Raw genomic sequence first — 11,495 nt, forward strand, 5'->3', positions numbered from 1 at the left:
GAGGATGTGTGGCGCTGTGTCATGCCAGCTCACGGAAGGCGTGGCCACAGCCCAGGCAGAGCCAGGGAGTGCCTTCTCCGGGAGGAAACAGGTGCTGGACCATCTGATGGCCAGCCGCTGCCCCGGCGATACCGCTCGACGCAGCGGCTACCACGGCAACGGCGACTCGACTTAGGGGAAACTGGGCAGGGGAAGCCGGTAACCGACCAGGCGTGTAGAGCGCTGCATAGGCGCCCTTGAGGGAGCCGGCCAACGCGCCGGTCGCTGTCCCCAACTTGCGGGCGGTCTCGAGGTTGATCACGCGCTGCGAGACACAGCGCGAGCAGGGTGGGGGCATGTCATGTCTCCTGTGGCGATGCAGCAAGCCTGGGAATGGCTGGGCTCACAGGAGTGATATAGGTCTCAAAAAAACTGGAACATAACCTCTACAGAAAACCTGCTATTTTAGTGAATACCACCTCTCCGATGGACCTTTCGACAGCGTGTCAGTGCTGCTTCTGGACATGCTTGTCAGGAGCGGGAGGCCGGGCAGCGGTCATCGCAACTGGCCAACACGATGCTAAGGGGGTTCCTCTGAGCACGACATCACGACGTTGAACACCAGGTTTTTCGAAAAAACAGCCTCAGGAGTGGACAACAGACAAGATTTTCAGCAGCGAACGTCGTCTTGTCATGGACGTCTCGTATATGTCCAGTGAACACACATCCGGATCTCAAGTCCTGGATCGTGGCAGATTGCCTGCAGCACGATACCTCGATTGTCTAGGTCGCCCAGCAGCAGGGGCTCCATATCAAACTTGGACAAGCATTGACTCGCAAGGCCAGGCGGCAGAGCTGGATGTTGGCCGCGCCGCCTCTCCCGGTCCGGCAGAAATCAGTAACCAATCGATGCCCCTGCCTTATTCTGAGGAGTCGTTCTCAGGACTCGTCGGCATGGGGCTCGATGACGCGAGCGGCTAGCAGGGCTCGACCGTGCGGAGTGAGACGGGCATTCTTATGGGTGTTCATCCGGGCCTCCTGGAGCGATTGGTTGGTTCGCATCTCCAGTCTTCCGGGTGGGTTCCGGATGAACAACCTACCGAGAGATCACAGCTAGGCTGCCGACGTAGAAAGCCTGCCAGGTCCACCAACTCCTCCTCCAAACTGGCAGGTAACCGCCTTAGTCTCGACATGAGCTGAATGCCGATCGTTGTCAGAAATGCTGCATGGCAAGCCCTGTTGGGCCGATCACCCAATGGCGTTTCGAGCCACGTTTGCCGTTGCTGTAGCAAGTTATGCCCTGGGCATCGAGCAGCGGGGCGGCACGCTTGAAGGCCGCGCCAAGGCCACGCGCCTCACGCGGCCATTGGCTATCCGAGACCCAGGTCGGCCGATACTCGGTCAAGATGGCCAGCCAGACCCCCGCTGGATTTTCGACGGCTTCCGTGATGCCGTTGATCCTCAGATATTCAACAACTGCCTTGGCGATCGGCTCCTCTTCAGTCATCTCGCAGAGCCGCTCATTGCGATATGCCTCGTACTGCGCCCAAAAGGCCTCTGCGCTGCCGGTCAGTGTGTCGGCAACAATCATTCCGATTCGACAGAGATCGTGCCAGCCTTCTGGTACTCTCCGATCTAAGACCACTTGGTCGATATTGGCATGTGCTTTACCGAGCAATCCCAGCAGTGCGTTGAAGACGCGACTCTGATCTTCGCCTGGTAAACTCTCCTGCGTATGGCATTGGGAAGACGCCTTGCCCGTCTTATCTGTTGACGGTGATGGCATTTCCAGACTCAAGGTGAGTTCCACTAGTTCAGGTTGTGTGATGACCGGCTCCAGACTGCTCAGCAAAAAAGCACGCCTCACAGCGAGACTCGATGTGATTTCATGGCAACCAATAGCTTTCCATTCCAGCCGGCTTTTGCAGAGCAACTCAAACATACGTCGCTGTACCGCCGAACTCAGCCCGTCTTCGACGTATTCCAGATTGAGCACATGGTGCCGCCAGGCTTTCTGATCCACGTCCCTGACCTTTGGGGGTGTATCACGAATCGCATTCTCCTTGATCACCGGATCGACTATGCGCTTGATGACATCCTGTAGTTGTGCCATCCCAGATTTAAGCTCTCCTGTGAGTTCCAGGACCAGCTGCTGACGTTCTGGCATTAGGCAAAGCACCATGAACGTATAGATCAGCAGGTCTCGATCCTTCGGAATCGGCACATATGACTCGATGATGCGCACGCCTGAGAGGTCCATCGCACTGTGACCCTGAATATACATCGTGTGAAAGGGACGACTATTGGCGGGATGCCAGTAAGGATAGGCTAGCTCTGGCTGAATCATGTTCTCCTGTTTCGGCGGGAGCATCATCACTTTGCCATTCAGTGCGATATATCGATTATCGTAATTGTCCAGCCAGGTTCGGCCATTGCCGATTGTCGCAAAATCCGAGTAATCCCCCCGAATGATTTCCAGCGCGTCCCGGACATTTTGGTCCGAAACGTCGCGGTTGTTAGTGCTCGCTGCTATGTGCTTGATGATCGGTGCAATCATCTCCGCTTCCAACATCAGTACGGGACCGCCGAAGTTCGGTACAAGGAAATATACGCCGTTAGGATCAGCTACAAGGCGATAGGCTTGGTGAAGGATCTGCCGGATGAGATTGGCCTTGCAGGGCTTGGGTGGCCGTCCCACACGGTAAAAAGACCGTTGCTGGCTCGAGTTGTGCAGACCGGTGCTCTCGGAGGAGATTGCCTGATAGTCCATCTGGGGATACGCGGATGGATGGGGGAGACATGCACCGTTCCCTGTTGAGGGTTGGTTGAGGGGATATGGATTATCGTACATTAGGCTGAGTCCTTAGCTTGCTTTTAGGGTATGAGATTCGTGCTTTTTACTTGCCTTCTCATTTTTTTCGTAGCGGTATCTGTGCGCTCGGGGACTATCAGGGTGTAGCGTATTTGCATATAAATGTTCCTGTCAGTTGAATTTAATTTTCCGTTTGAAGCTGGAGCCGTCGCGTTGCTTTATTGATTCTATGCCTCCCATTAGCCCAGGCTGAAAGTGCTATAGAGTATCGCCTTGATTCTGCCAAAGGTTGTTGATCCTTTTGTGCAGGATATTCGTAAGTATGAGCATGCCGACGCTCAGGTTTTTCATGAATCTAGTGGGTGATGAATATCGCCAGTGAAGCCCGGATCTCATTAGCATTGAACAGTTTTGGCTTCGTTAATGGAGCATTTATCCTGCCTGGCTCGTCCTCTGTAAATTACTTCATTTTGCATCTCCTTCATTGCTTATATTGGAAAATTTAGCAGGTTTTAAAGGGAGTGGATAATGAGATTTTTTAAAAAATGGATTTGAATGTCGTTAGATAATAAAAGATGCTTTTGGATGCTTCTGGACATCCATGGTAACCATGCTCATATGAGTATTTTTCAAGAAGCCCGTCCCGAGCGGCGCCTGAAGTCCAGTAACTGGGGCTTCAGGCACCCCGCCACGAACTCGGTATCAGCAAGAATACCGTCAAGCGCTATCTGCGCCAGGGTGGGGGTCGCGACAGGCCAGCCTGCAGCACGCCGACAATGCCGACGTCATGCTGCAAGTCCTTCACTCGAACATGGTCTTACCGTCAGCCTGCGGACGGTGTAACGCGCCTGCGAGCCCCTCTGCTAGGCGCCGGGCCGAAGACAAGGCGACGATGAGGTTCGAGACTCCACCCCGCAAGCCGCTTCCGATCGATTTTGGCAGCCGCCATATCACCATTGATGGAGAGTCGGTCAAGGTCTTCCTGTTTGTCGCCACCCTCGGCTACTCCCGCCGCCACTGCGTCCGCGCCTTCTGTCACGAGCACCAGTCGGCGTGGTTTGCCGGCCTGGAAGGCGCCTTCCGCCACTTCAACGGGGTGCCGGAGCAGGTGCTGCTGGATAACGCCCGGGCGCTGGTTGATCACCACAACGAGGCGAACCGCGAAGTGGTGTTCAACGAGCGGCTGTCGGCCTTTGCGCGCTACTGGGGGTTCCGGCCGGTGGCCTGTGCGCCGTACCGCGCCCGTACCAAAGGCAAGGACGAGCGTGGCGTTGACTACGTGAAGCGTAACGCCATCGCCGGCAGGACCTTCGCCTCCTGGGCGGCGCTGGAAGCCCACCTGATCTGGTGGATGCGTGAGATTGCCGACCAGCGGGTACACGGCACCACCGGAGAGCTGCCAGCGGTGCGCTTCGTTGCCGAGCAGGCCAGCCTGCAGCCGCTGAACGATCGGGTGCCCTTCGAGCAGGCCCGTGAACTGAGCCGTCGGGTCCAGCGCGATGCCACTGTGGAGGTCGACATCAACCGCTACAGCGTGCCCTGGCGCCTGATCGGTGACCCCGTCCAGGTCAGCGTGACCGACGGCGAACTGCGGGTGCACCACGTCGTTCCGTGAGGTGGCCCGCCACCCGGAGCTGGGTGGGCACCCCCAGGTGCGCTGTCTGCCGGAGCACGTGCAGGGCATCGTCGGCTACCGATCGCCCAAGGCGAATACCGAGGACACCGTGGCGTCCAGCGAGATCGTGGCCACCTTGCCGCCGGCCCCGCTGCAGCGCGACCTGACAGAATATGAGGCCGTGGTGGGAGGTGGCTGATGATGACTACGCCGGCTACTGAACGTCTGGACGCCATGCTGACGCGCCTCAAGCTGACCGCCATCCGCGAGCGGCTCGACACCTTGCTCGACGAGGCTGCACGCCGGGAGCTGACCCGGAGCGAGACGCTGACCTACCTGTGCGAGCAGGAGGTGGCCCACAAGGAGCAGCGACGTATCCAGATGGGGTTGAGCATCGCCCGCTGCACGTTCCTGCGCACCTTGGAGGGCTTCGACTTCAGCGCTCAGCCTGCCGTGGACCTCGGCCAGATCCGCGAACTGGCCGGCGGAGGCTGGATCGCCAACGGCGATGCCCTGCTGCTGCTCACCCCGCCGGGCGTGGGCAAGAGCCACCTCGCCGTGGCTCTGGGCAGGGAAGCGGTCAAGGCCGGCTACTCAGTGCTGTTCACCACCGCCACGGCACTGATCACCCAGCTGGTCCAGGCTCATGCCAATGGCGCCCTGGAGGAGCTCCTGAGGCTCTTCGCCAAGCCCAAGCTATTAATCATCGACGAGCTGGGCTACCTGCCGCTGGAGCCGGGCGCGGCCAATCTGTTCTTCCAGCTGGTCTCCCGGCGCTACGAACGCGGCAGCCTGTTGGTCACCAGCAACCGGGCAGTCAGCGAGTGGGGCGAGGTGTTCGGTGACGCCGTGGTCGCCACCTCCATCCTCGACCGGCTGCTGCATCGCAGTCACGTAATCACCATCCGTGATGACAGTTACCGACTGTGTGCCAAGCGCAAGGCCGGGCTGATTAAGCCCGATGGCATCCACCATCCCGAGCAGGTCGCCAGAGGGGTAAGGGGTCAGATTTCACTGTCGGAGTTAGGCAGGTTCTGGTGTCGCTTGACAGCAATGTGGTCGGCTAGCTGCCCGAGGCACGCTAAACGCCGAATCCTGCTTGTATGCGCACCGCATTGGCGTCTGTCTGACCATGCAGATGTGCCTGTAGGCATGACACCGGCGGAGGGGGGCAGGGTCAGTAATATTTTGCATTAGGTAGGCACTAATACACACCCTTCAGTAAGTCATTGAAAAATATAACATAAATATGCTTTCCATCGCACTGGATGATTGGTTTCTGAATCTATGTACAGTATTTGAGCCCGGTTTTTGAATAGGTGCCAAGTCGGCTCGATTATCTAACAGGTTCCTATAAAATTCGTAATGTAAGTTGATTGATATGGAGAACTTGACGATGAGCAACGATAGAACCCTGAAAATCCTGAGAATGGGGCAGTTGGTAGAGAAACTAGGCATCAGCCGATCTTCCATCTATGCGAAGATGAATCCTCGGATGAAACAATATGATCCAACATTTCCTCTGCCGATCAATCTTGGTGCTAGATCTAAAGGCTGGTCCGAGCCGGATGTCGACAGGTGGTTACTTGCAAACCAAGGGGGAATCCAAGAATGATCCTGATATTGCCTAGAGATTTTTCAATTTCTTGAAGGTCTCATTGACTTCTTTGTTCTTGTTCATCCAGTTGGTGATCATTCGTTGAATGTCACTTTCATTGAGCTTTATCACTGACCGCTGATCGCTCTGCTCGTGGAATTGGAGTACTTTTTCATGCAGTTTGTATGCGGCAACTTTTACTGACGGCCACCCATTATCTGGACAGTCTTCATACAGGAGGTCTATGAGGTAAAACTTCAGGTGTTTTAGCTTTTGGTTGGCCAACCTTCCATATTCTTGCTGGAGGAGTTTTTCCCAGCGATTTTGTTCGGCTATGCATGCTTGTTCAAGGCTTGACTCTAGCGAGGCAAGCTCAACCAGTGCAGCCCATGCCTGATCTCTTAGGCCTTCTTTGGCCAGGAGGTCAGCGCAGACTAGCCACATAAAGGAGGTAGAGAATAGCTTTGTTATTTTCTCATCAATGTTTTCGCACAGCGTGAGTTCCAAAATCTTTTGATACTCGCTAGCTGGCGTGCCAGAAGATAATGCACTTTCAGCTGAAGAGTATTCTTGGTGGAAGAGCTTGTTTGCTAATTCTTCTTCATTTTTTTTCGGTGGAGGTGAGCCAATGGTTGGAGGTTTTTGCGATATATGGAAATAGGTTTCGCAAAGCGTGCTTTTCAGCCTCTCAATGTAGTCTTCAAGCGGGATGGAAGAGATCTGGTGGTAATAGTCAGGGATGGTGAGGTTTCTGTTTGTGAGGTGCTGGTTGTATTCTCCTCCTTTCTTTTCTGAAATGGAGGTGGTGGCTGGTAAGGGATTATTGCTCATTGCGGATTTCCTTTGATCGAAAATTCAGAATTGAAAAATTATGCCATAAATTTATCACAGGTTCTAGAGCTTGAGATTCACCATGTGATTATTTGTAGCTGAAGTTATTTTAACGTTATTTTATTGGCAAAGAAAGCTCTGATATTTTGCTGCAACCCTTGCTATGTCTGCAATGTCGAAGAGGAGGTGGTTAGGTTTATTTTTGCTTTATATGTTATACCAAGGTAGTAGTGGTAGCTATGTACTATATCAATGGAAGTGCTAGTGGAAGAGCTCACAATAGGAGGGTAATGAACTAGCACTTACCATATGGCTCAGTTGTATGTGGGTAGATGACACTTATAAGGCAGAAATTGGATGCTCGAGGTAGAGCAGAGAGGCTGTGCCTTATATCCATGATGAGATGCTCAACCGTGAAGTCGATGATGGAGTGGTGTATGGGATATGAAACATGCCAAGGTGAGTCTTCGCATCCTTTTGACCAAGACTGGAATCTTTATTGGGGCTGGGAGGCGAATCAGTCTTCTTGCGATGATGATGTACCGTGGTGGGAGGTAGAGGAGCGTCTGGCAAGAGATGAGGACTTACAACAAAGGGATATGGAAGATGAAGAGAGATTCTTTGAGGAGGAGATGCCTGATGATCAAGAAGAGCTGCTTACAGAAGATGATAAGCAGTTTGCTGCGCACCTGCGTCGTGCAGAAGCGGTAATAAAAGGAATATCTGACTCTCGGAAAGATCACTTCGAGGTGGTGGAGAAAAAGAATGGGAAGCTAAAGCTCTTCAAATCCTTACATGGCAAAGAGTTCTTAAAGCTGGTGAAGAAGGGCTGTGATGATAGGTGCGCTCAGTTGCGTGTTGTGAATCAGAACCCTTACGTGGGCATTTACCATAAGGTCACCAGGAAATGGCAATATGAGTTGAGGAAAATGGTGGAGTATGGAGTGCTGGAAGGGGGTGTCACCAGAACAGTACTCATCATGAATACGGTCATGGAAGACATCAAGGCAGAGGCCAGCAGGCCGATTATACAGGACTTTTCACGGCGTGCTGATCGAGCGGCTAAAGACAGAAAAGAGAAAGCGATATCAATTATCGATCAGTGCTTTTCTGAGCGGGCTCGTCTACTGGTGCTCAGGGTGGATTTGGGGTATCGAAAGGGCAAGTTTGTTGAGTCGGAAGATTTTCTACAAGACATGGAAATGGTGAAGAATGAATGGAGGATAATGAGTGATCGTATTAAGTCGGGAAAGGTCATACCGAATGTGATGGCGGTTTTTGGCAAGCTGGAATACGGGGTCCTGGCTGGCTTTCACTACCATCTGGTCGTCATCATGAAAGGATCCGACCATCGACAGGACATTAACTTTGCCAAGATGGTGGGGCAGTATTGGTACAGCGAAGTGACATGTGGCGAAGGCAGATATTTTAACTGCAATCGAATCAAGCACCTCTACAAAAAGCTGGGGATCGGGACGATCAACTACCATGAAAAAAACAAAGTCGATGCGCTGAAAGGGGTGGTGATCGATTACGTTGTCAAGAGCGATTACTACATGAGTGCTCTGCTACCTGCCAGAAAAACCTTTGTCCAGCTGTCGTGCACCAAAAAGGAGAAGAAGGGCAGGCGCGGGCGGCCACGGCGTTATCCTTCCCGAGTGTGAGGCATGAGCTGCTGTTCGATAAGATAACAAGCCAGGAAACGCTGCAGGCATAAGGGGTTGGAGCAAACAAATGCAAATGGGTGATCCAGGGGAGTTATTAGCACCTATCGCATATCGACATTAGTCTGGATGTGCCGGTGACGCTGCTAGTAGTCCATAATGGCCAGAGTAATCCCCATTGTGCTGGGTTCGCTTGTGGTCTAGTTGGGCTTCCTGGTAAGCGCCTTCAACATGGACAAGGACTGACAAATCGTGCGGTCGGATGCCCGCCACTAGCGTGAGGGTTTTTAGTAAGGGTAAGCAGTACCTAGCCTGGATTAACGTCTGTTCGAAATGAAGTCCGGATATTGCACTGGTAGTGTCAGCGTTATCGGGGGCTCCTGTCCTCCGTAAAACTGTTCGATCGACGCAATTTGCAATATGCCCGGTATTCTGTGGATTAGGAGCTAGTAGGCTATCAAGAGATTTAACTGGTTGGGAGCTGCGCCTCCAAGGAGAGTTATGGCCTTTCGATTTCAACGCCGTATCACCCTCGCACCGGGCATTCGACTCAATCGCCGCAAGCGGGGCCGGGGCCCCCCGTGGTGTCAGTCTCAGTGTGGGGCCCAGTGGAGTCCATGGGCATGCTGACATACCCGGCACAAGCTTGACCTAAATCAGGGGGAAGGTCACACCGGCGATGCTGTAGTCCAGGCAGGCGATATGGCGGTTGAGCGGCCCCGGCGTGCCATTTAGCCAGTAGTGGCCGACGAACAGCGGCTTGTCGCCTTCTTAGCCGGGAAGCACATCCTCGGGGAAGGGCACGTGAGGAATATCATTGATGGCCTCGGCCGGTACCATGGCCAAGTCACGGTAGGTCAGTCGCTCCACTTCCCACCATTGGGTGCGGATGTGATGACGCGGGTTGCCATCCTTATCGAAAAACTCATAGCCGGTAGGCAGAGGGACTTCTAACCCCTTGAGGAGGGATTCCAGCGCCTCGAAGCCAGCCCCTCCCTTGCGTGCCAGGTCGGGCCAGGCGTGAGGCAGGATGCGCTGGTTCGCATCGAGGTAGGGATGGAGATCCCCCAGAGAGGGCGGGTGCCAGCAGGCGTGCACCCCGCGCAGGCCGTCCAGATCGAGATAAAGCGGCAGCGTCTTGAACCAGGCGATGTGTTGCTGATGCAGCTCGCTGCCTTCTCCGACCTGGTCCAGATAGGCCTGGTGCTGCCTACGGTGCTTGTCGCTGTGCGAGCACAGATGCTCGCCGGGCCGCTCGGGATCCGGTGTGGCCCAGGACGCGGCATTGAACTCATGGTTGCCCATCACGGCAGGCGCCGTGCCGGCATCGACCATGGCGCTGGCGATTCGCACGGTTTCCACCTGCTCGGGGCACCGGTCGACGAAGTCACCGAGGAAGATCACCTGGCGCTGCTCAGGATGTGACCAGATCCCGCTGGATTCCCGATAGCCGATAGTCTCGAGCAGTTGCTTCAGCGGCTCAGCGTGGCCGTGGATATCGCCGTTGAGGTCATACATGCAGGCCTCGCTGCGACAGCGCTGGTTGCGCGACTGGATGGCCGGGGCCTTCTTGCGCCGGGTGGCTCGTTTCATCGGCTTGGGCTTCAGCGGACAAGTGCGCTTCATGACAGCACCGCCCTGGCTTCGATCAGCGTCAGGAGACCGGTAGAGAAGGCCCCGGTGTCGATGTAGTGAACGTTTCCGAGGGTCTCCGGTTGCTCGAGGATGGTATGACCGACTACCACCGCGTCGACATTGGCCACCAGTGTCGTATCCATCTGCCTGATGCGTTTGCGGGCCCAGACCAAGGACTCGAGTCCGGCCGAGTGGTTCTCCAGCTGGAGCAGGTGCCAGTCGTGTGGCGGTTCCGCGTGCACCATGCCGATATGCTTGCCCTCTACCTCGACCTCTCGGACATAGGGCAGGTGTTCCAGGGCCGCATTGAGGATGGTGCGCACCTCATGGACGCCATGGAGATAAACCCAGCTGCCGCCATTGATCTGCCAGAGATCCCAGGCCTGGCCGGCTCCCTCGTTCAGGGCGTCATAGGCCATCATCTCATGGTTACCCCGCACCCCGTAGAACCACGGCTCGAAGGCAAGCGACAGGCACTCGAAGGATTCAGACCCTCGGTCAATCAGATCGCCCACAGAGAAGAGTCGGTCGCGCGTCTTGTCAAACCCGATACGGGCCATGGCCTCCATCAGCAGGGCATATTGCCCATGGATGTCGCCGACAAAGAAGTCTCGGCCGTTCGTGTTCACCTCGTGTTTCGTGATCAGGCTCATGTGGCCTCCTTATACTCGTCGGAGGCCTTCAGCGCAGGCCAGCTCCACGAACTACTGCCCCACAACGCCTGGCCATCGACAAGCGGAGATGACAGCCTTTCATGATGGGCAACCTTCTCATTCAAAAGGATGAGATAGAAGACCTTTCGCATGCCCCCCGAAGTAGGTTTAATGGTTGGCAACATTAACCGCATCCCTCCGCTCTGGATAGACTGCACTAAACGGCTCTGCTGGGGGCTTGGCGCCTAGTAGAGCGTTAGAACGGTCTCATCGCCTTACGACCCCTGAAAGCCATGAGGGTGGCTTGAGGGTGGGGGGGAGGAGGTGGCGTGCCTTGCCAAACAGGTTGAGCGGACGTACGGTCGGTACAGGAGCGAAAAGTATCAGCGGCGCTGGGATGGGAAGCAGGTGTTGCCAAATTGCAAGCAGAGGTCCGTAGTTCTAGGAGCGTCATACATCAGATTCGCTAGAAGATTACTATCAGGACCTTTCTTCTGCAGCTAGGGGCACTGCAATCAGCAGGCTCTTGGATTGCCATCGTTCGCTTGAGTATGTAGCTACGCCACCTCGGCTGCCTAGAGTGAGTTTTGAGAGAGGGTGGCGCTTTATGACGCGCTAGAGGACTAGTCAACTAAAGCACATGTCAGTCTCTGCGGGTGTTGCACCGTGATGATTGAGACTCGATTAAAGATTAGGTCCGGCATAGAAG

Annotated in this window: 10 protein-coding genes; 5 read left to right on the forward strand and 5 right to left on the reverse strand. The window is 54.8% G+C overall.

Annotation, left to right across the window (positions count from 1 at the left end; genetic code table 11):
- Positions 1–918 precede the first annotated feature (918 nt).
- Positions 919–1,041, reverse strand: coding sequence for a leucine zipper domain-containing protein (locus tag FIU83_RS17735; protein ID WP_152483060.1), 123 nt, complete (start codon positions 1,039–1,041; stop codon positions 919–921).
- 151 nt (positions 1,042–1,192) lie between these two features.
- The gene (locus FIU83_RS05130) at positions 1,193–2,749 is read right to left on the reverse strand and encodes a hypothetical protein (RefSeq protein WP_152483061.1); all 1,557 of its coding nucleotides are present in this window, start codon (positions 2,747–2,749) and stop codon (positions 1,193–1,195) included.
- A gap of 853 nt (positions 2,750–3,602) precedes the next feature.
- On the opposite strand from FIU83_RS05130, the gene istA reads away from it, so the two are divergent.
- The 4 genes from istA to FIU83_RS05150 all read left to right on the forward strand — a co-directional run bounded on the left by istA (position 3,603) and on the right by FIU83_RS05150 (position 6,021).
- The gene (gene istA, locus FIU83_RS05135) at positions 3,603–4,406 is read left to right on the forward strand and encodes an IS21 family transposase (RefSeq protein ID WP_301538576.1); all 804 of its coding nucleotides are present in this window, start codon (positions 3,603–3,605) and stop codon (positions 4,404–4,406) included.
- 1 nt (position 4,407) lies between these two features.
- Entirely contained in the window at positions 4,408–4,605 is a 198-nt protein-coding gene (locus FIU83_RS05140) for a hypothetical protein (RefSeq protein WP_152483063.1), read from the forward strand.
- Positions 4,605–5,603, forward strand: a complete 999-nt coding sequence (istB, locus tag FIU83_RS05145; protein ID WP_301538569.1) for an IS21-like element helper ATPase IstB — start codon at positions 4,605–4,607, stop codon at positions 5,601–5,603. The genes FIU83_RS05140 and istB overlap by 1 nt, the downstream gene beginning before the upstream one ends.
- A gap of 199 nt (positions 5,604–5,802) precedes the next feature.
- On the forward strand, positions 5,803–6,021 hold the full coding sequence (locus FIU83_RS05150; protein WP_216645058.1) for an AlpA family transcriptional regulator: 219 nt from the start codon (positions 5,803–5,805) through the stop codon (positions 6,019–6,021).
- Positions 6,022–6,033: 12 nt separating this feature from the next.
- Here FIU83_RS05150 and FIU83_RS05155 read toward each other — a convergent pair whose 3' ends face one another.
- Positions 6,034–6,834 (reverse strand): hypothetical protein, encoded by an 801-nt coding sequence (locus tag FIU83_RS05155; protein ID WP_152483065.1) that lies wholly within the window; start codon positions 6,832–6,834, stop codon positions 6,034–6,036.
- A gap of 413 nt (positions 6,835–7,247) precedes the next feature.
- Here FIU83_RS05155 and FIU83_RS05160 point away from each other — a divergent pair, with 413 nt between their 5' ends.
- A complete protein-coding gene (locus tag FIU83_RS05160; RefSeq protein WP_172976020.1) occupies positions 7,248–8,498 on the forward strand; it encodes an inovirus-type Gp2 protein in 1,251 nt (416 codons plus the stop codon).
- 771 nt (positions 8,499–9,269) lie between these two features.
- On the opposite strand, the gene FIU83_RS05165 is transcribed toward FIU83_RS05160, so the two are convergent.
- Together FIU83_RS05165 and FIU83_RS05170 are read right to left on the reverse strand one after the other, a co-directional pair.
- Complete coding sequence (locus tag FIU83_RS05165) at positions 9,270–10,124, reverse strand: metallophosphoesterase (protein ID WP_216645059.1); 855 nt, start codon at positions 10,122–10,124, stop codon at positions 9,270–9,272.
- Positions 10,121–10,786: a metallophosphoesterase gene (locus FIU83_RS05170; protein WP_152483067.1), complete on the reverse strand. Its 666-nt coding sequence runs from the start codon at positions 10,784–10,786 to the stop codon at positions 10,121–10,123. Before FIU83_RS05170 ends, FIU83_RS05165 begins: the two co-directional genes overlap by 4 nt.
- Positions 10,787–11,495: the final 709 nt, after the last annotated feature.

The sequence above is a fragment of the Halomonas sp. THAF5a genome, assembly GCF_009363755.1.
Lineage (GTDB): Bacteria > Pseudomonadota > Gammaproteobacteria > Pseudomonadales > Halomonadaceae > Halomonas.

What these genes read in the sequence shown, in the direction of transcription:
- FIU83_RS17735 (WP_152483060.1), bottom strand. Translation starts at nt 1,041, where the DNA reads ATGCGAACCAACCAATCGCTCCAGGAGGCCCGGATGAACACCCATAAG.
- FIU83_RS05130 (WP_152483061.1), bottom strand. Translation starts at nt 2,749, where the DNA reads ATGGACTATCAGGCAATCTCCTCCGAGAGCACCGGTCTGCACAACTCG.
- istA (WP_301538576.1), top strand. Translation starts at nt 3,603, where the DNA reads ATGGTCTTACCGTCAGCCTGCGGACGGTGTAACGCGCCTGCGAGCCCC.
- istB (WP_301538569.1), top strand. Translation starts at nt 4,605, where the DNA reads ATGATGACTACGCCGGCTACTGAACGTCTGGACGCCATGCTGACGCGC.
- FIU83_RS05150 (WP_216645058.1), top strand. Translation starts at nt 5,803, where the DNA reads ATGAGCAACGATAGAACCCTGAAAATCCTGAGAATGGGGCAGTTGGTA.
- FIU83_RS05155 (WP_152483065.1), bottom strand. Translation starts at nt 6,834, where the DNA reads ATGAGCAATAATCCCTTACCAGCCACCACCTCCATTTCAGAAAAGAAA.
- FIU83_RS05165 (WP_216645059.1), bottom strand. Translation starts at nt 10,124, where the DNA reads ATGAAGCGCACTTGTCCGCTGAAGCCCAAGCCGATGAAACGAGCCACC.
- FIU83_RS05170 (WP_152483067.1), bottom strand. Translation starts at nt 10,786, where the DNA reads ATGAGCCTGATCACGAAACACGAGGTGAACACGAACGGCCGAGACTTC.